13 protein-coding genes are annotated in these 22,102 nt (G+C 52.1%); 6 read left to right on the plus strand and 7 right to left on the minus strand.

Annotation, left to right across the window (positions count from 1 at the left end):
• Positions 1 to 153: 153 nt before the first annotated feature.
• On the plus strand, positions 154 to 2,229 hold the full coding sequence (locus tag DBY90_RS08820; RefSeq protein ID WP_107987026.1) for a LysM peptidoglycan-binding domain-containing protein: 2,076 nt from the start codon (positions 154 to 156) through the stop codon (positions 2,227 to 2,229).
• Positions 2,230 to 2,510: 281 nt separating this feature from the next.
• Here DBY90_RS08820 and DBY90_RS08825 read toward each other — a convergent pair whose 3' ends face one another.
• The 3 genes from DBY90_RS08825 to DBY90_RS08835 are packed head-to-tail and all read right to left on the minus strand — an operon-like array spanning position 2,511 to position 8,487.
• Complete coding sequence (locus DBY90_RS08825; RefSeq protein ID WP_107820281.1) at positions 2,511 to 3,929, minus strand: efflux transporter outer membrane subunit; 1,419 nt, start codon at positions 3,927 to 3,929, stop codon at positions 2,511 to 2,513.
• A 56-nt stretch (positions 3,930 to 3,985) separates the two neighbouring features.
• Positions 3,986 to 7,198 carry an efflux RND transporter permease subunit gene (locus DBY90_RS08830; RefSeq protein ID WP_107820280.1) on the minus strand — a complete coding sequence of 1,071 codons (3,213 nt, stop codon included), beginning with the start codon at positions 7,196 to 7,198 and terminating at the stop codon, positions 3,986 to 3,988.
• Between the two features lie 11 nt (positions 7,199 to 7,209).
• Complete coding sequence (locus DBY90_RS08835; RefSeq protein WP_107987028.1) at positions 7,210 to 8,487, minus strand: efflux RND transporter periplasmic adaptor subunit; 1,278 nt, start codon at positions 8,485 to 8,487, stop codon at positions 7,210 to 7,212.
• Positions 8,488 to 8,725: 238 nt separating this feature from the next.
• On the opposite strand from DBY90_RS08835, the gene mtrR reads away from it, so the two are divergent.
• Positions 8,726 to 9,361, plus strand: a complete 636-nt coding sequence (gene mtrR, locus DBY90_RS08840) for a multidrug efflux system transcriptional repressor MtrR (RefSeq protein WP_049228086.1) — start codon at positions 8,726 to 8,728, stop codon at positions 9,359 to 9,361.
• A gap of 272 nt (positions 9,362 to 9,633) precedes the next feature.
• Here the strand turns inward: mtrR and pepN are convergent, their stop codons facing one another.
• Both pepN and DBY90_RS08850 read right to left on the minus strand, forming a co-directional pair.
• Positions 9,634 to 12,237, minus strand: a complete 2,604-nt coding sequence (gene pepN / locus DBY90_RS08845) for an aminopeptidase N (protein WP_049228087.1) — start codon at positions 12,235 to 12,237, stop codon at positions 9,634 to 9,636.
• 346 nt (positions 12,238 to 12,583) lie between these two features.
• Positions 12,584 to 14,227 carry a lactate permease LctP family transporter gene (locus DBY90_RS08850; RefSeq protein WP_107987030.1) on the minus strand — a complete coding sequence of 548 codons (1,644 nt, stop codon included), beginning with the start codon at positions 14,225 to 14,227 and terminating at the stop codon, positions 12,584 to 12,586.
• A 382-nt stretch (positions 14,228 to 14,609) separates the two neighbouring features.
• On the opposite strand from DBY90_RS08850, the gene DBY90_RS08855 reads away from it, so the two are divergent.
• Complete coding sequence (locus tag DBY90_RS08855) at positions 14,610 to 15,386, plus strand: FadR/GntR family transcriptional regulator (RefSeq protein WP_070866070.1); 777 nt, start codon at positions 14,610 to 14,612, stop codon at positions 15,384 to 15,386.
• A 317-nt stretch (positions 15,387 to 15,703) separates the two neighbouring features.
• Here the strand turns inward: DBY90_RS08855 and DBY90_RS08865 are convergent, their stop codons facing one another.
• The gene (locus DBY90_RS08865) at positions 15,704 to 17,443 is read right to left on the minus strand and encodes an ABC transporter ATP-binding protein/permease (RefSeq protein ID WP_107987032.1); all 1,740 of its coding nucleotides are present in this window, start codon (positions 17,441 to 17,443) and stop codon (positions 15,704 to 15,706) included.
• Between the two features lie 79 nt (positions 17,444 to 17,522).
• On the minus strand, positions 17,523 to 19,733 hold the full coding sequence (locus DBY90_RS08870) for a TonB-dependent siderophore receptor (protein WP_070492559.1): 2,211 nt from the start codon (positions 19,731 to 19,733) through the stop codon (positions 17,523 to 17,525).
• Between the two features lie 609 nt (positions 19,734 to 20,342).
• Between DBY90_RS08870 and DBY90_RS08875 the strand changes: the two genes are divergently transcribed.
• The 3 genes from DBY90_RS08875 (at position 20,343) to DBY90_RS08890 (ending at position 21,899) form a co-directional block, all read left to right on the plus strand.
• Positions 20,343 to 20,576 carry an RNA-binding S4 domain-containing protein gene (locus DBY90_RS08875; protein ID WP_002221492.1) on the plus strand — a complete coding sequence of 78 codons (234 nt, stop codon included), beginning with the start codon at positions 20,343 to 20,345 and terminating at the stop codon, positions 20,574 to 20,576.
• A complete protein-coding gene (locus DBY90_RS08880; RefSeq protein ID WP_003741604.1) occupies positions 20,554 to 20,772 on the plus strand; it encodes a hypothetical protein in 219 nt (72 codons plus the stop codon). Before DBY90_RS08875 ends, DBY90_RS08880 begins: the two co-directional genes overlap by 23 nt.
• Positions 20,773 to 21,062: 290 nt before the next feature.
• On the plus strand, positions 21,063 to 21,899 hold the full coding sequence (locus DBY90_RS08890) for a PHP domain-containing protein (protein ID WP_070491634.1): 837 nt from the start codon (positions 21,063 to 21,065) through the stop codon (positions 21,897 to 21,899).
• The last annotated feature ends 203 nt before the right edge of the window (positions 21,900 to 22,102 follow it).

Raw genomic sequence — 22,102 nt, forward strand, 5'->3', positions numbered from 1 at the left:
TGACGGCATATATACGCAAACCGCCGTATTTTCGCGACAAATTTTATCATTAAGCCTCAGTCATATGTAAATTACCCTCATATCCTTGACGTTCACATGAATCAGACAGTAACATCGCGGAGACTGAATAATATATATTGATAATTGACTACTATGGCAAAACTGAAAACCATCGCCCTGACGCTGTCCGGTTTATCCGCCGTTTCCGGCGCGGCCGCCGCACAAAACGCCACTCCCAACCAAACAGGTATGGCAATGATGCGGCTCAATTCTGCCCTTCTCGACCAAGCCAAAGCCAAGACTTTCGGTTCCGGCAGCCTGTGGGCTTCATTGAAAAAAGACTTCCGCATGAGCGAAGTTAATTCCGAGCTGGTCCGCCGCCACGAAAGCAAATTCGCCGCAAACGGTGCCTATTTCGACCGCACCATCACGCGCAGCAAACCTTATATGTACCATATTGCAACCGAAGTAAAAAAACGCAATATGCCCGCCGAAATCGCACTCCTCCCCTTCATTGAAAGCGCATTCGTCACCAAAGCCAAATCCCACGTCGGCGCATCCGGCCTGTGGCAGTTCATGCCGGCAACCGGTCGTCATTTCGGCTTGGAAAAAACACCTTTGTATGACGGCCGCCACGACGTATATGCCGCGACCGACGCCGCGCTGAACTACCTGCAATATCTGCACGGGCTATTTAACGACTGGTCTTTGGCTTTGGCTGCATACAACTGGGGCGAAGGCAATGTAGGCCGCGCCGTCAACCGTGCCCGCGCACAAGGCCTGGAACCCACTTACGAAAACCTGCGTATGCCGAACGAGACACGCAACTACGTTCCCAAATTGCTGGCTGTCCGCAATATTGTCGCCAGCCCCCAGACTTTCGGCATGAATATCAGCGAAATCACCAATCAACCTTATTTCCAAACAGTCAGTATTGACAAACCCATCGACAACAGCACCATCGCCCGTCTCGCCAATATCAGCGAGAGCGAGCTGCTGACATTGAACCCTGCTTTCAACGCACCTGTCTTCATCCCGAAAAACAACCGCAAATTATTGCTGCCTGTTTCCGCCGTATCCGCATTCGAAAAAAATTACCGCAATGCGAATCCCGAAACCCTGCTCTCTTTCAATGCTTATACCTCGGCCCGCAATACCAATCTAAACACGATTGCGACAGAAACCGGGATGAGCGTTGCCGAAATCAAACGACTGAACGGCTTAAACGGCAATTCGCTGTCTGAAGGACGTACCATTTTGGTTGCACAAACCGATACTGCTACCAAACAGGATATGATTAATTTCATCGATACTGACAATACTCCGGATACCTACCGTTCGAATATGCCGACAATGGCTCCGATTCAAACGGCAGAACTCAAAACCGATACAGTCAAAAAAGTCGTCGCCCCTGCCAATACGGTTGCACAAGAACCTGCTCCAACAACCTTTGATTTTGTTGCCAATACCAAAGCTGCAACTGCCCCTATCGCCGCCGATGCCGTTACAACCGCCCAACCCCGTGTAGAACGCGTTCAAACCGTACAATCCACGGAAGCCAAACCTGCTACGGACACAACTGTCATTGCGGCGGCCGAGCCTGCACAACCTGCCTTAACCTTAACAGAACCTCAGGTCGTGGCATCGGCAAAATCAGCTACTCCTTCCGCTCCTTCAGCAGTCGAAGAACCTGACCAAATGATGGCATTGCTTGCCAATGTTGATTCACGTTTGCAAAAGGAAGAAGAAGATCAAATTATTGTTACTCAAAATATCGCGCATCATCAAGAAGTTGATGCAGCCAAAGCACGCAGCGAACGTATTGCCGAAAATATTGCCAAGCATCAAAGCCGTACTGAAGCGCGACTGGCAAGGGCAAATAATCAATCATCTGCCCAGCCGACAACTATGGCAGGTATGCACCGCGTAGCTGATGGGGATACCCTGTTCAATATTTCCAAACGCTACAATTTAAGCGTTGCCGATTTGATTGTGACCAACAACATCAAAGGCAGCAATATCCGAAAAGGTCAGCTGTTACGCGTTAGCGCGGATCCGGTCAAAACCCGTAAAAACAATATCCAAAATGTTTCTTACACAGTCCGTAGAGGCGATACGCTCAATACGATTGCTGATCGCTTTAACATAGATGTCAACGATATCCGCCGTTGGAATAAAAATACCCGAACCGTTACCCCGGGTCAGCGTTTGAAATTGATGGGCAGCTAACCGCGTAATCAAACAGCAGGTCGTCTGAAGTTTTCAGACGACCTTTTTGTATAGTAAATCATAATAGGAAATAATTAATCATCGTCATTCTGCGCAAGCAGGAATCCCGACCTCAGATTGTCAGTCATACTTTAGAATTGCCGTAAGCTCAAACTCTTAGATACCTGCCTGCTAGCCCAGTCCATCCATATTGTATCCATGCCAAAATATAAAAACGTCGTCTGAAAACTGGATATCCGGTTTTCAGACGACGTTTTTAATGCCGCTTATTTCGAACAGTCTTACTGCTGCGCGGCAGGTTGGCTAACGGTTTCGCGTTTCAAACCGCCGCCAAGTGCTTTATACAAGTCGGCAAGGTTTTCCAAACGGGTCAGCTGATTAGCCAAAAGAGCAGTTTCTGCGCCGTAACTGCTGCGCTCGGCATCCAGCAAATCCAATGCACTGGATACGCCATGTTTGTAGCGCAGGCTGATGAGGCGCAGGCTGTCGTTGTAGGCACGGCTTTGTTTGCTCAAAGCGGCATAGCTTTTATCCAGCTGTTCGCGTGCAACCAACGCATTGGAAACGTCTTTGAATGCGGATTGAACAGCGGCTTCATAAGCAACGATTTGTGCCTGTTGGCGCAGTTTGGCTACGTCAAGATTGGCTTTGTTTGTGCCCCAATCAAAGATAGGCAGAGTGATGGATGGTGCAAAAGCCCAAATACCCGTGCCGCTCTTAAACAGGCCGCTCAACTCGCCGGAAGCGGTACCGACAGAACCGGTCAGGCTGATGCGCGGGAAAAACGCCGCACGTGCCGCACCGATATTGGCATTGGCTTGTTTGAGCGCGTGTTCGGCCGCACGGATATCCGGACGGTTGAGCAACAGGTCCGAACTCAAACCGGCAGGCAGTTTGGTCATTTTGAACTGTTTGTTCAAAGGCAAACCGGCAGGCAAGTCTTCAGGCAAAGGTTGATTAATCAACATAGCCAAGGAATTTCGCGCTTGCTCGCGGTTTTTTACCGCAGATGCGTAATCGGCTTTGGCCGATTCAATCAGCGCTTCCTGTTGGTGCAAATCAACGGCGGAAATCACGCCGGCCTTATGGCGTAATTGCGAGAGCTTGTAAGTCGCTTCACGGGTTTGTAATACGCGTTGTGCCAATGCCATGGTTTCTTCCGCGTAGCGTTCGTTAAAGTAGGCTTTGGCAACGGTAGAAATCAGGGTCAGATGGGCGGCATCGCGGTTTGCGGCCACATTAAAATAACCTTGCAACGCGGCTTCGCTGGTGCTGCGGACACGGCCGAAGAGGTCAAGCTCATAAGAGGCTGCGCCCAAACCCACGCTGTATTGGCTGCTAACGCTGCCGCCACTCAAACTGCCTTGACGCGAACCTGTACCGCTGGCATTGACGGTTGGCAACAAATTATTACGCGCAATCATGTATTGCTTGCGGTAGATTTCCGCATTCAGCGCGGCTGTACGCAAATCGGTATTGCGTTCCAATGCGATGTCGATCAGGCGGTGAAGGCGAGGATCGGCAAAGTAATCTTGCCAACCCAATTCGGCTGCACGGATACCGTCGTCAACAGTGTCGTATTTAAACGTATCGGCCACGGCAACTTGAGGCTGCTCATATTTCGGCATCATGGTACAGGCCGACAAAGCCACGGCGGCGGCAACGGCGGTCAGTACAGGTTTGAATGTAATCTTCTTCATTTTAGAATCCTTTAGCATTTTGAGGCCGTCTGAAAATTTTTCAGACGGCCTTTGCTTTAGTGCTTGTCTGAATCTTGTTTACCGTCTTCAATCATGCCGGCTTCAGCGGCGTGTTTGGCGGCCATCTCATGCTCGTGTGCGGTTTCTTTAAAGAATTTGCGCACAACCACATAGAACAAAGGCACAAGGAACACAGACAGAATCGTACCGATCAACATACCCCAGACCACGGTCGTACCAATCGCACGTTGGCTGGCGGAGCTGGCACCGCTGGCAACATAAAGCGGTACCACGCCCAAGATGAAGGCAAACGAAGTCATGATAATCGGACGGAAACGCAAGTGTGCGGCGGCAAGCGCAGCTTCAAGCGCGCTCTTGCCTTGCGCTTGCAGGTCTTTGGCAAACTCGATAATCAAAATCGCGTTTTTCGCACTCAAACCCATCACCGTAACGAAACCGACTTGGAAGTAGATATCGTTGGCGTATGCCGGAATACTGCCCAGTAATGCTTCAAACATGTTACGGCCAGTCACACCCAATGCCGCGCCAATCAAGCCCAACGGAATCACAAGGATAACCGCCAACGGGATAGACCAGCTTTCGTACAAAGCAGCCAATACCAAGAATACAGCGGCAGCGGCCAATGCGTACAATACGACAGTTTGCGAGCCGCCTTTAGCCTCTTCACGAGACTGGCCTCCCCATTCCAGACTGTAACCGCCGCCCATGTCATCAACCATTTGCTGTACCGCAGTCATGGCCTGACCGGAAGATACGCCATTAACAGGCGAGCCGGAAAGCTCCATTGCCGGATAACCATTGAAGCGGACGCTTTGTTCCATACCGTTTTCCCAAGAAACAGTAGCAATGGTAGAAAGCGGTACAGCAACGCCGGATTTGTTCGGCACGGTCAGGTTCAGAATATCGGCAGGCTGCATACGGGCACTCGCATCAGCTTGTACCATCACGCGTTGCAGACGTCCTTGATTTGGGAAGTCGTTGACATAAGACGAACCCAAAGAAGAAGCCAAAGCAGTACGGATATCAGAGAACGAAATACCTTGTGCGGCTGCTGCAGAGCGGTTGATGTCGATTTTCAACTGAGGCGCATCTTCCAAACCGCTCGCACGAACGGTACTTGGGTTAAACAAACCGCTTTTGCGCATTTTGTCAATCAACTCATTGCGCTTGGCCAACAATGCAGCATGGCCGCTGTTGTTACGGTCTTGCAGGTAAATCGTCAAGCCGGAGCCTGTACCCAATTCCATAATGGCTGGAGGCACAATCGCCAAACCGAAACCGTCTTTCAGCGTAGCCATCATCATGCCGGTCAACTTACCGGAAATAGAAGTCGCATCGCTGCCCGGGGCAGTACGTTCGCTCCAGTCTTTCAGAATGACAAAGCCCAAAGCCATGTTTTGACCGGAACCTGAAAAACTGAAGCCGGAAACGGTAATGATGTTCTCAATCTCAGGTATAGATTTTGCCAGCTGAGTGATTTGAGCCAAAGTTGCATCGGTACGCTCTTTGGTCGCGCCGGCAGGCAGCTGTACGCTCAACATCAAGTTACCTTGGTCTTCAGTCGGCAAGAAGGAAGTCGGCAGACGCATAAACAGGAATACGCCCACAACAGTCAAACCAATATAGACAACCATCATGCGCAAAGTCTTGCGCAAGACTTTGGCAACCCAGCCTTCGTAGCCGTGTGTCCAGCTGTCGAATTTTTTGTTAAACCAACCGAAGAAACCTTTTTTCTCTTCGTGATGACCCTTCTGAATCGGTTTGAGCATGGTGGCACATAATGCCGGAGTCAGCGTCAAGGCAAGGAATGCGGAGAATGCAATCGATGCCGCCATGGTCAAGGCAAACTGTTTGTAAATGTTACCTGTTGCACCGCTAAACATTGCCAGCGGAACAAATACGGACATCAACACGGCAGTAATACCAATCACCGCGCCGGAAATCCGACCCATCGCTTTTTTGGTTGCAGCCTTAGGCGACAGACCTTCACTCGCCATAATACGCTCAACGTTTTCAACGACCACAATCGCGTCATCGACCACAATACCGATCACCAATACCATCGCAAACATGGTCAATACGTTAATCGACATACCCATGTATGAGATAAAGGCAAAACCGCCCAACAGGGAAATCGGTACAACAATGGTCGGAATCAGCGTATAGCGGATGTTTTGCAGGAAGAGATACATCACTAAGAATACCAATACGATGGCTTCCAAAAGCGTATGGATCACTTTCTCAATCGAAATTTCCACAAATTTGGAAGTATCGTAAGGAACTTTCCAGCTCATGCCGTCTGGAAAATACTTCTGCAAAACTGCCATTTTTTCTTTCACGGCAGTCGCCGTTGCCAAAGCGTTACCGCTGTTGGACAGCATCACTGCCATACCGGTGGTATTCACGCCGTTCAAACGTGTGGAAGTAGAATAGTCCTGCATACCCAAGCTGACTTTGGCAACGTCTTTCAGATAGACATTAGAACCATCGGTATTGGATACCAAAATGATGTTGCCAAACTCTTCAGCAGTGCTCAGCTGACCTTGAGCCGTCACAGTTGCTGAAATGGTCTGACCTGCAGCCGCCGGCAAAGAGCCGATAGAGCCTGCAGAAATTTGGATATTTTGAGTAGCCAGTGCGTTGGTTACCGTTGCAAAAGACAGGTTGTAGTTTTGCAGTTTTTTCGGGTCAACCCAAATACGCATGGCGCGTTGCGCACCAAACAATTGTACCTGCCCTACCCCGTCGATACGCTGCAGTTCAGGAATGATATTGCGCTGGGCGTAATCGTTCATTTCCTCAATGGATTGCTTTTCAGAAGAAAGCATGACCACTTGCAAGAAGTTGGAACGCGCTTTAGATACGGTTACACCATATTGCTGTACGGTAGACGGCAATGTGGACAACACTTCCGACAATTTGTTCTGCACGTCTACCTGCGCCAAATCTTCATTGGTTTCCGGTGTAAACGTCAGACTGACGCTGCCGCTGCCGCTGGAATTGGCAGAAGTCGTCATATAGTCCAAACCTTCCACACCGTACATATTACGTTCGATAACGGCCAGTACGCTGTCTTCCATTACCTGAGCAGAAGCGCCCGGATAAGTAGCGCGCAAAGTAATGGTCGGTGCAGCAACGGACGGATATTGGGAAATCGGCAGTTTTTGAATGCCGAAAATACCCGCTGCGATGATAAAAATCGCAATAACCCATGCAAAAATGGGGCGGTCAATAAAAAACTTAGACATTCATGCGTTCCTTATTTGGCTTCAGATGCAGCTTTAGCTTCAGAGGTCGTCTGAACGTCTTTTTTCGCTTCAGAAGCAGCTTTGGGCGCGGCTTCTGCAGCACTTCCGGCAGGCGTCCATTCTTTAGGCGTAACCTTTTTCGCACCCATCATGGCGGCAATGCTGGTGCCGTCCACAACGACTTTGTCGCCGTCGTTCAAACCAGAAGTAATAACCCAATTGGTTCCCTGCTGCCGGGCGACTGTTACCTCGCGCGACTCCATTTCGCCTTTGGCGTTCACAATCGTTACAGTATCTTTCGTACCGCGCGTTACTGCCTGCTGCGGTACGACAAAGGCATTAGCAACAGCTACCTGATCCATCAGGACGCGCACATAAAGACCGGGCATCAGGATATTTTTGTCGTTCGGCACTGACGCACGCAGCGTGATTTGTCCGGTTGTTTCGTTCACAGACGGATCGGAGAACAGCAAACGGCCTTTGTGCGGATAAACTTCGCCGTTATCGAACTTGATGCCCACTTCAATCGCGCCGTCAACGCCCGACAACTTGCCCTCGGCAACCTGTTGGCGCAGCTTCATCACTTCGGTCGCGGATTGAGTAATGTTCACATACATAGGATTGGTTTGGCGGATGGTCGCCAGTACGGTCGTATCACCCGCGTTCAGCAGCGTACCTTCGGATACTTTGGACTGACCGATGAAACCGGAAATCGGCGCGGTAATACGCGCCCTGTTCAGATTGATACCGGCAGATTTAATCGCCGCCTGAGCCGCTTTGACGCTCGCTTCGGCAGAACGTTTTGCCGTTACCGCTGCATCGTAATCCTGTTTGCTGATGGCATCGGCGGCAACCAGCGGTTTGTAACGCGCCAAGTCGGCATTGGCTTTAGCAAGAGTTGCCTGCGCGCTTGCCAACTGGGCGCGCGAGCTTTCCAGATTTGCTTCATAGGTGGAGCTGTCGATTTGGTAAAGCGGCTGCCCGGCGCGGACATAGCTGCCCTCTTGGAACAGGCGTTTTTGGATGATACCGCCGACTTGCGCGCGGACATCCGCAGTACGCAGCGACTCCAAACGTCCCGGCAGCTCGGTCGTCAACGCGATAGTTTCAGGATGGACGGTAACGACACCGACCACAGGAGCGGGAGCCTGCTGTGCCGCTGCCTGCTGCCCTGCTCCGCCCGCTTCGCCTTTCGCCGTATCACCACCTTTACCGCACGCCGAAAGAGCCAGCGCAATAGCGGCAGCGATTGCCGTCATGCTTTTCACCTTAGAAGCATAAAAAGTCATTATTTTTCCTATCTAGATAATTGTTATGAAGTTTCACTATATGCTTTGTTATTGTAGCCGATTTTTGGTTCCGAAAACAACAATCGCCTGCTTCAATATCTGAAGCAGGTCGTCTGAAAAAAAGAGTTTATATTTGAGAGCCAATCTCAATTACAGGCGTCATTATACATACATGCTTGCATGGATACAAAGTATTTTTTATAATCCCCAACATTCCACTTAACTTGAAACAGGCATCATGCGGAAAACCAAAACCGAAGCCCTTAAAACCAAAGAACATTTAATGCTCGCCGCGCTGGAAACCTTCCACCAAAAAGGCATCGCGCGCACTTCCCTCAACGAAATCGCCCAAGCCGCCGGCGTCACGCGCGGCGCTTTGTATTGGCATTTCAAAAACAAAGAAGACTTGTTCGACGCCCTCTTCCAACGCATTTGCGACGACATCGAAAACTGTATGCATCAGGACGCAGCTGATAGCAATGAACAAGAGTGGCCGCTTTTCCGCCGCACCTTGATGCACTTTTTCACGCGTCTGCAAACCAACGACATCCACTATAAATTCCACAGCATCCTGTTTTTAAAATGCGAACACACCGATCAGAACGCCGCGGTCATCGACATCGCGCATAAACATCAATCCATTTGGCGCGAAAAAATTACCGAAGTTCTGACCAAATCCATCGCCCAACATGCCTTATCCGAAGATTTGGATACCGACATGGCGGTCATCTTCATCAAATCGACGCTGGACGGTCTGATTTGGCGTTGGCTCTCGTCCGGCAAAAATTTTGATCTCGCCCAAACCGCACCGCGTGTGATCGACATCCTCTTGGACAATCTGAAAAACCACCCGCAACTGCGTAAGCAAAAATAACGAACTGCATACAAGAAGGTCGTCTGAAAACAAATATTGTACGTTTTCAGACGACCTTTTATTTTTGCTGAGATTTCTAGTCTAGCAACTGTTACTCCCGCTTCTCAATCATGATTTTTCATCTACATCGAAATGGCAGCAATGACAATCAACATACCCATACACTAGCACCTTCGTTTGAGAAAGGCGCAATCATTCGCCTTTTTTTACGGGCTTAACGATTAGGTATGTGTGTTCAAAAGAATGCGGAATCCGTCTATTTCGATGATGCCTCAATCCAAAATCTTGCCGACGATTTCGCCCACGTCTTTCGACAAGCCTTCCTGCGCCCGAATGCGCTGCAATTCTTGTTTCACCAAGTTTTTACGGTGCGGCTCGAGCTTATTGCAGAGGTTGAACGCCTGCACCAAACGGGCGGCAACCTGCGGGTTGAAGCGGTCGATTTCGATGACTTTGTCGGCGATGAAGCGGTAGCCGCTGCCGTCTTCTGCGTGGAAATGCGGGACGTTGCGGCTGAAGCTGCCGATGAGCGAACGGGCTTTGTTGGGGTTTTCGAGGCTGAATTTCGGATGCTGCAAGGCGGTTTGAACCTGTTGCAGGGTGTCGCTGCGGCGGCTTAAGCCGACGAGGGCGAAATATTTGTCCATCACCAGCGCGTCGTCTGAAAACTTGTCGGCAAACTGCGCCAGCAGGCGGTTGCGCGTATCGCTTTCGTTGCCGTTGACGGCAGACAGGATGCCCCATTCGTGGGTCATGTTTTGCGCCATTTCGCCGTATTTCTCGGCAACGGTTTCGATGTGCGCGGGGTCGGCGCGCAGGACAAAGGCGCGGCAGACGTTGCGCAGCGTGCGCCAGCCGGCGGTTTCGGGGCTGTATTCGTAGCTTTGGTTTTCCTGCTTCGCCGCCTGACGGTTCAATTCGTGCCATTTCGGCAGGAAGTGGACGGCAAGCGTATCCAACAAGGCTTCGCGCGCCTGATGGTAGCGCAGCGGGTCGATGTTTTCCGCGCCGTCCCACAGTTCGGCTTCGGACGGCACGCCCAAAAGCAGGGCTTTGAAGGCGTTGTCTAAGAGGTCGTCTGAAATGACTTTTTCGACGGCGGCAAGCAGTTTTTCATGTTTCGGTAACTCGACGCCGTCTGAAAGCGCGGCAAGGTTAGCGGCGACGGCGCGGCGGTAGAGCGTTTGGGCGGCTTCCCAGCGCGTGAAGGCGTCGCTGTCGTGGGCGAGCAGGAGCAGCAGGTCGTCGTCGCTGTACGGATAGTTCAGATGCACCGGCGCGCTGAACCCGCGCAGCAGCGAGGGAACGACGGCTTCGGTTACGCCTTCGAGCGGGAAGGTCTGTTCGGCTTCAGTCAGCAGCAACACGGCTTCGGTTGCGCGTTTGCCCTGATAATCAAATGCCACCGCTTCGCCGTTGCGGTTCAGCAGCCCGATTTTGACGGGAATCATCATCGGCTGCTTGTCCGCCATATCGGGCGTAGGCGGCACGGTTTGTTTAATGGTTAACTCAAAAATATTGTTTTTCAGACGACCTTCCGCTTCCAAAACGGGCGTGCCCGCTTGGCTGTACCACAAGGCGAACTGGTCGAGATTGATGCCGTTCGCGTCCGCCATCGCCGCGCGGAAATCGTCGCAGGTCACTGCCTGTCCGTCGTAGCGTTGGAAATAGAGCTTCATGCCTTTCTGAAAGCCCTCTTCACCGAGCAGGGTGTGATACATCCGCACCACTTCCGCGCCTTTTTCATAAACGGTCATGGTGTAGAAATTATTCATCTCCTCATAGCTGGCGGGGCGCACCGGATGGGCGGTCGGGCCTGCGTCTTCGGGGAACTGGTGCTGGCGCAGCAGGCGGATGTTTTCGATGCGGCGCACGGCGCGGCTGGCGCGGTCGCCGGAAAATTCTTGGTCGCGGAACACGGTCAGCCCTTCTTTCAGCGAAAGCTGGAACCAGTCGCGGCAGGTCACGCGGTTGCCCGTCCAGTTGTGGAAATACTCGTGTCCGACGACAGATTCGATGCCTTCGAAATCGGTATCGGTGGCGGTGCGGCTGTCGGCGAGGACGAACTTGGTGTTAAAGATGTTCAAACCCTTGTTTTCCATCGCGCCCATATTGAAATCGCCCACGGCGACGACCATGAAAATATCCAAGTCGTATTCCAAACCGAAGCGCGTTTCGTCCCACTTCATCGCGTTTTTCAACGATTCCACGGCAAAGCCGACCTTGGGCTTGTCCGCTTCGGTGGTGTAAAACTCGATTTTGACGTTCCTGCCGCTCATGGTGGTGAAACGGTCTTCCGTGACCGCCAAGTCGCCCGCGACCAAAGCAAACAGATAGCTCGGCTTGGCAAACGGGTCTTCCCATTTCACCCAATGGCGGTCGTCTAAAAACTCGCCGCCGTCGATTTTGTTGCCGTTGGAAAGCAAAACGGGATAGCGTTTTTTGTCCGCGACGATGGTGGTCGTGAACTTGGACATCACATCCGGACGGTCGATGTAAAACGTGATTTTGCGGAAGCCCTCCGGCTCGCACTGGGTAAACAGATTGCCGCCGGAAGCATACAGCCCCATCAGCGATTTATTCTCCGCCGGCAGGATTTCGGTTTCCACTTCGACGGTGAAGCGTTCGGACGGCGCGCCCGCAATCGTCAGCGTCTCGCCTTCCAACACATAATCCGCCGCCGCCCCGTTGATTTTGACGGACAAGAGTTTCGCCGAACCGTCCAACACCAGCGGCTCCCCCACCCTCTGCGGCTCGACCGTCAAACGGGATTTCACGACGGTTTGCGGTTCGGCAATATCAAAATGCAGGTCGGTTTCGAGAATACGGTAGGCAGGCGTTTGGTAATCTTTCAGATAATGGACGGTTTTGCTCATGGTTTTGCTTTCGGGTAAAAATTGGAATACAGACGGCAAGCATAACGTTTCAGACGACCTTAATTCAAGCCTTCTGTCGAATTTTTATCGTATAGTGGATTAAATTATAGTGGATTAAATTATAGTGGATTAAATTTAAATCAGGACAAGGCGACGAAGCCGCAGACAGTACAAATAGTACGGCAAGGCGAGGCAACGCCGTACTGGTTTAAATTTAATCCACTATAGCTATATCGCAGGCTCAAATGAAACCTTCCGCATCTTGGTATTTGCAACCCACAACGAAAAGGTCGTCTGAAACCCAAATTGGTTTTCAGACGACCTTTTTCATTTCAAACCGATAGGCTTATTTATTGAAGAAAATCAGCGTCCACGGCAAGACGTAGGCTTGCAGCAGGGTCAGCAGACCGACGAAGGTACAGAAAATCAAACTGTGTTTCACAGTGAAGCGGAACAGGTTGGATTCTTTACCTTCCAGACCGACTGCCGCGCAGGCGATGGCGATGGATTGCGGCGAAATCATTTTGCCGGTCACGCCCCCGGTGGTGTTGGCAGCAACGGTCAACTCAGGCACGACGCCGATTTGATGCGCGGTGCTGGCTTGCAGCGAGCCGAAGAGCGCGTTGGCGGAAGTGTCCGAACCAGTCAGGAATACGCCCAGCCAGCCGAGGAACGGCGAGAAGAACGGGAATACGGTGCCAGTGGCGGCGAGGACGAGTGCCAATGTGGACGACAGACCTGAATAGTTTGCCACGAATGCGAAGCCGAGTACCAAGCCGATGGACAGGATGGACAGGCGCAGTTCTTTGAGCGTTTCAAAGAAGGTGCCGACAGCTTCGGAAGGTTTCATTTTCAGCAAAGCGGCGGAAACGATGGAAGCAAACAGAATTGCCGTGCCGACTGCGCCGAGGAGGTCGATTTTGAACACGGCAGCGTATGGTGTCGGTTCGCTGACGATGGGCGCGGCTTTTTGTACCAAGTTGTGCAGCATCGGCCAGTCGAATTTGATGGTGGCAACGCCCAAAGCCTCTTTAACGCCCTTAATCGTCCACACGCTGACGAAAACGGTCAGGATGGCGAAAGGAGACCAGGCTTTGATGATTTGTCCGGCAGTGTATTCGCCCGCTTTGCGCTCGGACGGTTTTTTCATGCCGTTGAAGGTGAAGATTTCTTTAGGCTGCCATTTTTTCAGGAAGGCAGACAGACAGACCAAGCTGACCAGTGCGGAGGTAACGTCAGGCAACTCGGGGCCGATGAAGTTGGCGGTAATGAATTGGGTCACGGCGAAAGACACGCCCGCTACCAATACGGCAGGCCAAGTTTGGCGTATGCCGCGCATACCGTCCATCATGGCGACCAGCCAGAAAGGAACGATAATCGACAGGATCGGCAGTTGGCGGCCAGCGACCTGACCGATGTGGTAAGGGTCGAGGTTAGACACTTGACCGGCAACCAGGATTGGAATACCCATCGCGCCGAAAGCCACAGGCGCGGTATTGGCAATTAAACACAAACCGGCGGCGTAAAGCGGATTAAAGCCCAAGCCCACCAACAACGAGGCGGTAATCGCCACCGGCGCGCCAAAGCCTGCCGCGCCTTCGAGGAATGCGCCGAAGGAGAAGCCGACCAGCAACATTTGCAGGCGTTGGTCTTCGGTAATCGAAATCACGGAAGCGCGGATGATGTCGAACTGCCCTGTTTTCACGGTAATTTTATACAGGAACACGGCAGTAACGATAATCCATGCAATCGGCCACAAACCGTAAGCGAAGCCGTACAGCGCGGAAGAAACCGCCATGCCAGCAGGCATTCCGAAACCTAATACGGCAACGCCAAGCGCAATCAGAAGCGTATAAAGCCCCGCCTGATAGCCTTTAAGCTTCAGGACGGTCAGTGCGACAAAGAAAAAGATAATGGGCAGGAGGGCGACGGCTGCCGTCAAATATAGGCTGCCGCCCACTGCGGTATAGTTTTGAATCCAAGTTTCCATTGGGAAAATCTCCGAATATTTTTCTAATATACTTTCCTAAATTGGTGAAACCAATTTTGAGAACGGGGGACACTTTACGAAACTTTAATATGGCAGTCAATTATTTTTTCAGACGACCTTGCTACATCGGCGCAAACTCGTTATTTAATTTTAAATAAAACAAATCATTATACGAAGTGTAAAAATGTAGCCTGATGTAATTTTGAAACACATTCGGTTAGAATCGTCCATATTGACGGGATACGGGGCGGTAATTAGAATACGGGCGACATTGGTCATGCCAATTTTGACGCAGGTTGCCATTTCAGACGACCTGCCACACCACATTATCGGATTTGAGTCTTCTCCATACAGAAAACATGAGGGAAATGAGGGAATTAAAATGACAAAACTGGTTCGGCCACAAAAAATCAGCGACCAAATATTGTCGATATTAGAAGAGAGGATTGCGACGGGCGTTTACGAAGAAGGCGGCAAAATCCCGCCCGAACGCACGTTGGCAGAAGAATTCGGCGTATCGCGCCCCTCGGTCAGGGTCGCGCTGAACATCCTGATTGCGCGGCAGGTTTTGGAAGCGCGTCAGGGGGACGGCTATTACGTTTCCATCAAACCGCAACAAGATTTCCTCCAAAGCTGGCAAGAATTGCTTGGCAAACATACCAACTGGGAAACCGACGTTTTCGATTTCAGCTGCCACATCGAAGGCTGCATGGCATCGCTGGCTGCCGAAAGGCGCACCGATGCCGATTTGAAACGGATTGATTTTTGGCGGCAAAAATTCGAATCCGCCTGCGAAAGCGGACATTTGGAACATCAAAGCGAAGCCGACGTAAGCTTTCACCAAACCATCGCCGACGCCGCACACAACATCCTCTTCAGCCACCTCTCCGGCGGCCTGCTCAAAATGCTCTACCGCCAGACGCGCAGCAGCATCATCTATTCCAACCAAACCGAAGACCCGCGCCCCAAGCTGATTGCCCAACACCGCGCCATCTACGAAGCCATACTCGAACGCCGCCCTGCCGATGCCGCTGAAGCCGCCAAAATACATTTAAACTACGTCGCCAACAGCATCTTGCAAAACAGGGAATACAAAAGCCGCAACGAACACGCCGACACCTTGGCGCAGAACGACTTGAAGCGGGCGCAGGACTGGTAAACACTCAACACTTCTCGGATTTGAGCATGAATATAGTGGATTAAATTTAAACCAATACAGCCTTGCCTCGCCTTAGCTCAAAGAGAACGATTCTCTAAGGTGCTGAAGCACCAAGTGAATCGGTTCCGTACTATCTGTACTGTCTGCGGCTTCGTCGCCTTGTCCTGATTTAAATTTAATCCACTATAATGTGTTAAGCACAGACAAAAACGCCGGGCAAAAAAACGCCTCCTGCCGGGAGCTGGCGGAGGCTATCCAAGGAGTTTTAAAAAAGTAACCCTAAAGAACTATAAAACTAGTCAGAAAGAACTATATTACTAATCTGAGCGGTTTGCAAGCTCGTTGAACGGTCTTAAATTAACTTTACGTCCGAACAAGGCTTGGATTTCGGGTTGGTGGCTGATGCCGATGACGAGTGTGTCGGGAAGGTTTTGCTTGAGAACTTGCATCAACGTTAATGCGGATTCGCCGTCGAGCTGGTTGGTGGCTTCGTCGAGGAACAGGATTTGCGGTTTGTGCAGCAGCGCGCGGGCGAGGCTGAGGCGTTGCTGTTCGCCGCCGGAGAGGATGCCGTGCCATTCGTATGGTTCGTCTAAATTATCTTTCAGAGTGCGCAGCCTCCCCGTGGGACTGCCTAGTCCGACTTGTTCCAAGGTCGTCTGAATGAGTCGGTCGTCTTGGCAGGCGGGGTGGGGATAGCTGACGGTGTGGCGCAGGGTGTCGGCGGGGAGGTAGGGGCGTTGGGGAAGAAAGAGGAGGCTGCCGTCAAGGGCGAAGCTGCCTTGGTAATACGGCCACAAGCCTGCGAGGGCGCGCAGCAGGGTGGATTTGCCGATGCCGCTTCTGCCTTCGAGCAATACCCATTCGGGAGCGTGGGCTTCGAGGTTGATGTCGGTAAGCAGGGGGCTGCCGGTTTGGGTGTGGACGGTGAGGTTTTGCAGAGCAAGGATGCCGCTTTGGCGGTGGTTGTTTAAAGTCGGGGTGGATGCGGACGTTGGGCGGGCGGCGCTTCTGCCTTCTTGTTCGACTTGTTCCAAGGCCGTCTGAAAACCGGAGAGGCGTTCGACGACTGCCGCCCATTCGATGAGGCGGCGGTAGGAGTCGGTAAACCAGCCGAAGCTGTCTTGAACGCGGGCAAACGATGTGCGGGTCTGCATCATGTCGCCGAAAGTCATGGTTTTGGCGAGGTACATGGGCAGGGTGGCGAGGATGGGGATGAAGATGCTGATGCGCACATAGGTCGCCCAGAAGGTTTCTTGGCGGAATTCGCAGTTGGTGAGACGACGCCAGTTGTCGCGGATGCGGAGGTAACGCTGTTTCAGACGACCTGTTTCGGCTTCACTGCCGTTGTAGAAGGCGATTTGTTCGGCGTGGTCGCGCACGCGCAGGAGGGCGGCGCGGTAGTCGGCTTCGCGGTGCTGGCGGTCGATGTTGAGGTTTTTGAGTTTGCGGCCGACGAGGTGGGCAATCAGGGTGCTGATGACGGAATAAATCAGGGCAACCCAGACGAGGTAGCCGTGTATGGTGATGTCGCGCCCGCCGATGTTGAAGGTCTGTACGCCGGAGAGCGTCCACAATACGGCGACGAACGCGCTGAATTTAGCAATATTATTGATGAAGGAGCGGAACAGTCCGATGCTTTTGTCGGCGAGGAGGTAGATGTCTTCGGCGATGCGCTGGTCGGGGTTGTCGGGTTCGCCGGTCAGGCGCAGGCGGTAGTGTCTGTGGCCTTCGAGCCAGTTTTGCTGGAATTGCTCGGTCAGGTGGGTGCGCCAGCGGAAGATGAGGCGTTTTTGCAGCCAGTCGCCGCAGACGATGCAGCTGATAATCATCGCCATGTAGCCGAGGTATTCGACGATGAGCGCGGGCATGGACGCGCCGTCAAATGCGGCCAGTGCGTCGTAGAAACGTTTGTCCCACGCGGCGATCCAAACGCTGATGGTGATGGAACAAAGGGTGAAGCCGATGAGGACGGCGAGCATCAGCCATTGGATGCGTCCGTGCGCCCCCGTCCAAAAGGGACGGGCGAGTCGGGAGAATTTTTTGAGGATGTTCATGGATGTGTGTTTGTATCGATAATGAAAGGCCGTCTGAAATCGGGATTGTACTTTCAGACGGTCTTATTTCATACGGCGGCTACATCTTCCACTTCAGGCTGAACACGGCGTTGCGCGGTTCGCCGTAGAAGCTGCCGCTGTTGGCGGCACGGCTGTATTGGTTTTCGTAGTAGTGTTTGTCGGTCAGGTTGTTGACCGCCAGCCCCAGTTGCAGGTTTTTGCTTGGGCGGTATTGGACGTTGGTGTTCCAAACCGTGTAGCCGCCTTGCTTGATGGAGCCGTAGGAATTGGCGGTTTTGCTGCTGCTCTTTACCCCCAGCCCGACCGTCCATTTGCCGTCATCCACCGGCAGGACATAGCTGGTGTAGAAGCGGAACATATGTTTCGGCGTATGGCTGCTGAAGTTGTAGCCTTTTCGGCGCGATTCAACATTGTCGCCGACACTGTTGCGGTTGGTGCTGCGGTTGAAGGTGTAGCCTGCGTAAACCTGCCAACGGTCGGTCAGGCTGCCGGAGATTTCGGCGTCCAAACCGCGGCTGCTTTGATCCAGCGGTTCCCAATAAGGATGTGGCTTGGCATTGACGCGTTGGTTGTTGTCTTTGTCGGTTCGGTAGAGGGCGACGGAAGTATTCAGACGGCCTTCGTTCCATTCGCCTTTCCAGCCGATTTCGTAGTTGCGCCCCATAATCGGCGGCAACAGGTTGTCGTTGTAGTCGCGGTTCATCGTTTGTTTGAAGATGGACGTGTAGGCGGCGTAAACGCTTTGTTTAGGCGTGATGTCGTAAGTGATGCCGGCATAAGGAACGAAGCGGTTGCGTTTGAGCGAGTCTGATGAACCTGCTACCCCGTCTTTGAAGTCGCGATCCCAATAGTAGTCGCGTTTCCAGCTGGTATAGCGTCCGCCTGCGATGATGTGCAGTTTGTCGGTAGGATTGATGCGCGCGCCCAAACCGAAGGCATGGGTAGTATAACGGCCGTCGCCGCCACGGGCTTTGGCTGTGGCGGAATCCCAATCGGGTTTGGCTTTTTCGCTGCCGTTGAAGGCATCTGCGTCGTAGGTACTGCTGTCATCAAACCAGCGGTTGCTTGAGTTCACGTTCTCTTTGGAATAGCTGTGCATGAAGAAGAGGTCGTGATTTTGGCCGAAAGCGAAGATGCGGCCGGTCAAGTTGTTTTGGAAAGTGAACTGGCGGTTGCCTGCATCGTAACGGTCGAAGCTGTATGTGGTCCCCAGGCCGTCTGTACCGATGCCGTTACCCGTGCCGCCCAGCGTGTAATATTCTTTTGAACTGGTGTTCTTGCGCCAGTCCAACTTGCTGCTCAGTTTCCAGTTGTCGTTGAAATAATGTTCAAACTCGGCAAAAAGGTTGTGTTTTTTCAGACGGGCTTCGTTCCAATCTGCGCCGAGGTAGCGGCTGCGTTTCCATTCTTTGCCGTCAGCGCGCATGGGCAGGCCGTCGGGGTCGGGCGTTTTGGTTTGGTTGAGATAGCTCGCGCCCCAAGTGAGCTTGCTGTTGTCGCCGATGTCTTTGTCCATCACGCCGTAAAGCAGGATGTCGCGACCGCCGGATTGGTCTTGGAAGGTTTTGTTGCTGCCAACCGAGCCGACAAAACGTCCGCGCAGGCCGTGTTCAGGGCTTAAAGCACCCGATGCGTCAAACGTGCCGCCCACTTTGCCCCATGTGTTGGCCGTCAAATCGGCGGAAAGCTGGCGTTTGGAGGTCGGTTTCTTACGGACGGCGTTAATTGTGCCGCCCGGTTCGTTGTTTGCCTGCGTCAGCCCGGCCGCGCCGCGTACCACTTCGATGCGGTCGTACATCGCTATATCGGTTACGCTGGTCGGATCGCCGGACGGACCGCCCAAGCCGAATCCGCCGGGCGAACCGATTTGAGTGGCAATGCCGTCTTCTTCAAGTTGCTCGATAAAATAGCCGCGTGACATGAAATGCGTGCGCCCGCCGCTTTTAAAGACGTTGACACCCGTAGCGTTCTGCAACGCGCCTTCGAGGCTGGTCACGCCTTGATCTTCAAGTTGTTTTTTGGTGATGACGCTGACGGATTGGGGAATTTCCCTCGGAGAAAGCACCAATCCCGTAGTCGAACGCATCGCGGATACGGTGTAGCTATTTTGATTTTCGGTACGCAGGCTGCGGTTTTTGCCGACCACATTGACCTGATTTAATTCCACCTGTTGTACTTCTTCTGCGGCGTAAACGGCTTGCGGCAGCGCGGCAAGACAGAGCGCCAAGGTGCTGAGTTTGAAAAGTGTCTCTTTGTTTGAATGGTTCATTTGATTGATCCTAGATAAAGCTGTTGTCGTAAAATGTTTATTTTTATTTGATATTTATAACCATAAAAACTATAAATATTCAAAGTATTATGTTTTTCAGACGACCTTCGTCAGATAAAACGAATAAAATTTATCAAACCCTTGCGGATAAAAAAATGTTGCCGCCGGGCGGAGTACCCAATGGCAACTACTTATCCAAGATTGTAAGATAGATATAAGGAATTAGCTGAAAAATAGTTATTAAGAACTATACTCTATCTGTAAAAATTGGCAATCGTTTTTTTCAGACGATCTCACGTTTTTTCACATACTCTTGCCATAAGTCAAAATTCTGTCCGGCAATGAAATGCCTCCTCTGCCGTTCTGTGGAAGAGGAGGTATCTGCGTATCAGTCAGTTTTATCTTCATTTTCTTGTGAACCGTGAAAAAGCGGATTGCCATGTGGCTAGGCAGGTCGTCTGAAAAACAGCCAATGCCTATTCTGCGTCATTATCTTTTTTGAATCGTTTACCTAGTAGTTTCAAAATCTAAAGGTCGTCTGAAACGGCTTTCAGACGACCTATGCTACAATTTGACGCATCCGAACCGAATCCCATCACAGGAAACCTCATGGAAGCCACAGTCTATCTCGAAGACAACGAATACATCGCCCTGTGCGACCTGTTAAAACTCGCCGGACTTGCCGAAAGCGGCGGGCAGGCGAAAGCGTTTATCGCCGAAGGGCTGGTGTTGCGCAACGGCGAAACCGAAACCCGCAAAACTGCCAAAATACGCGGCGGCGAAGTCATCGAGTTTGACGGCGCGCGCTTGGAAATTGCCGATGGATACGACCCTGAAGAATAAAGCCGAAGCCCTCTTGGGCGAGCCGCTTTTAGACGAACCCGTCCGCCCTGAATCGTGGGAATGCTGCGGCAGCGACTGCGGCGATGCCTGCATACAGACGATTTATTGGACGGATAAAGCCCGCTACGACGCGCAACGGCGGAAATTGAAAGAAGCGGGTTGGTCGGAAGACGAAGAGAACGGAAAGGTCGTCTGAAAACGGTTCGGCTGGATGGCCACCGCGTTTTCAGACGGCCTCTTATAGTAGATTAAAATTGAAAACGTTCATATCGTCATTCCCGCGCAGGCGGGAATCCAGAAGTTTGAAATAGCGGTTAACCTTAAACATTTCTGACAAATCAAAGTCTGGATTCCCGCCTGGGCGGGAATGACGGCATAGGTACTTTTTCTTTGAATTTGCCATATACTCGTTTTTAAAATTGCCCCGTCGCCACACCGCCTGACAATATTGCACCCGCCCACTGTTCACCACACACATAACGCTCCATGATAGACCTGCACTGCCATTCCACCGTTTCCGACGGTATGCTCTCACCCGCCGAAGTCGTGCGCCTCGCGCATCAAAACGGCTGCAAGCTGCTGGCGTTGACCGACCACGACCACACCGGCGGCATCGCCGAAGCGCGCGCCGAAGCCGGCAAGCTCGGGCTGCGTTTCGTCAACGGCGTGGAAATCTCCGTCACTTGGCGCGAGCGCACCATACACGTCGTCGGTTTGGATTTCGACGAACAAGACGAAAACCTGCAAAACCTGTTGGCACAAGTACGGCAAGGTCGTCTGAAACGCCTTGAAGCCATTGCCGACAAGCTCGAAAAGAAAGGCATCAGCGGCGCATACGACGGTGCGCTCGCGCTGGCGGCAAACAAAGAAATGGTCAGCCGCACCCACATCGCCGAGTTCCTCATCCGAGCAGGACACGTCAAAAACAAGCAGCAGGCGTTCACCAAATACTTGGGCGACGGCAAATCCTGCGCCGTCCGCCACGAATGGGCGACGCTGGAAGACTGCGTCTCCGCCGTCAACGGCGCGGGCGGCATGGCAATCATCGCCCACCCCATGCGCTACGACTTGTCCGCCACCGCCAAGCGCAATCTGTTTGAAGAATTTAAAAACCTCGGCGGCGTAGGCATCGAAGTCCACAGCGGCAACTGCTGTAAAAACGACCGCCTCAACTACGCGCTTTTGGCAGAACGCTTCGGTATGCTCGCCAGCGCGGGCAGCGACTTCCACCGCTTAAACGACTTCAGCGGCGGCATCCTCGGCGCGTGCCCTGAGCTGCCGGAAAACTGCAAACCTGTTTGGGAACATTTCAAAAGGGTTTGAGACGTTTAAGGCAAAGTTTGGATATTGGGACAAACTTGCCGACGCTATAGTGGATTAAATTTAAATCAGGACAAGGCGACGAAGCCGCAGACAGTACAGATAGTACGGAACCGATTCACTTGGTGCTTCAGCACCTTAGAGAATCGTTCTCTTTGAGCTAAGGCGAGGCAACGCCGTACTGGTTTAAAGTTAATCCACTATAC

Source organism: Neisseria mucosa, from assembly GCF_003044445.1.
GTDB lineage: Bacteria > Pseudomonadota > Gammaproteobacteria > Burkholderiales > Neisseriaceae > Neisseria > Neisseria mucosa_A.

Bases quoted from the DNA above. Each gene is read 5' to 3' on its own strand.
- DBY90_RS08870 (WP_070492559.1), bottom strand. From the start codon at position 19,733: ATGAACCATTCAAACAAAGAGACACTTTTCAAACTCAGCACCTTGGCG.
- DBY90_RS08890 (WP_070491634.1), top strand. From the start codon at position 21,063: ATGATAGACCTGCACTGCCATTCCACCGTTTCCGACGGTATGCTCTCA.
- DBY90_RS08855 (WP_070866070.1), top strand. From the start codon at position 14,610: ATGACAAAACTGGTTCGGCCACAAAAAATCAGCGACCAAATATTGTCG.
- DBY90_RS08880 (WP_003741604.1), top strand. From the start codon at position 20,554: ATGGATACGACCCTGAAGAATAAAGCCGAAGCCCTCTTGGGCGAGCCG.
- DBY90_RS08865 (WP_107987032.1), bottom strand. From the start codon at position 17,443: ATGAACATCCTCAAAAAATTCTCCCGACTCGCCCGTCCCTTTTGGACG.
- pepN (WP_049228087.1), bottom strand. From the start codon at position 12,237: ATGAGCAAAACCGTCCATTATCTGAAAGATTACCAAACGCCTGCCTAC.
- DBY90_RS08820 (WP_107987026.1), top strand. From the start codon at position 154: ATGGCAAAACTGAAAACCATCGCCCTGACGCTGTCCGGTTTATCCGCC.
- mtrR (WP_049228086.1), top strand. From the start codon at position 8,726: ATGCGGAAAACCAAAACCGAAGCCCTTAAAACCAAAGAACATTTAATG.
- DBY90_RS08835 (WP_107987028.1), bottom strand. From the start codon at position 8,487: ATGACTTTTTATGCTTCTAAGGTGAAAAGCATGACGGCAATCGCTGCC.
- DBY90_RS08850 (WP_107987030.1), bottom strand. From the start codon at position 14,227: ATGGAAACTTGGATTCAAAACTATACCGCAGTGGGCGGCAGCCTATAT.
- DBY90_RS08830 (WP_107820280.1), bottom strand. From the start codon at position 7,198: ATGTCTAAGTTTTTTATTGACCGCCCCATTTTTGCATGGGTTATTGCG.
- DBY90_RS08875 (WP_002221492.1), top strand. From the start codon at position 20,343: ATGGAAGCCACAGTCTATCTCGAAGACAACGAATACATCGCCCTGTGC.
- DBY90_RS08825 (WP_107820281.1), bottom strand. From the start codon at position 3,929: ATGAAGAAGATTACATTCAAACCTGTACTGACCGCCGTTGCCGCCGCC.